This is a genomic window from Bradyrhizobium sp. Kon69, from assembly GCF_055807515.1.
Genome location: NZ_JBVVOS010000335.1, coordinates 1 through 275 on the forward strand (window position 1 = coordinate 1; position 275 = coordinate 275).

1 protein-coding gene is annotated in these 275 nt (G+C 61.5%); it reads right to left on the reverse strand.

The window, feature by feature from the left end; all coding sequences use genetic code 11:
- Window positions 1-253: TetR/AcrR family transcriptional regulator (locus AC0L3U_RS39370; RefSeq protein ID WP_473365117.1), on the reverse strand; the 253-nt coding region annotated here is incomplete at its 3' end.
- Between the last annotated feature and the right edge of the window lie 22 nt (window positions 254-275).

Below are 275 nucleotides of genomic sequence, written 5' to 3' on the forward strand. Positions count from 1 at the left end.
GCTCGCCCAACACCGTCAGTAGCGCGTACTTGTTCGGAAAATAGCGGTACAGCGCCGGCGGCGTGAGCCCCGCACATTCGCATACCAGGTTGGTCGACAGACGCTCGATTCCTACGTCGCACAGGGTTTGTGCGGTTGCGACCAGTATCCGCTCGTAGGTCTCCGTGCTGCGCTGCTGTGCAGGCGGTTTCTTGTGTTCCTGGGCTTTCCCGGCGGTAGCGGCGCGGGCGCTGGCAGTGTTGGGCTTGGCCATAGGTACCTAGCAAAAAAAGGTG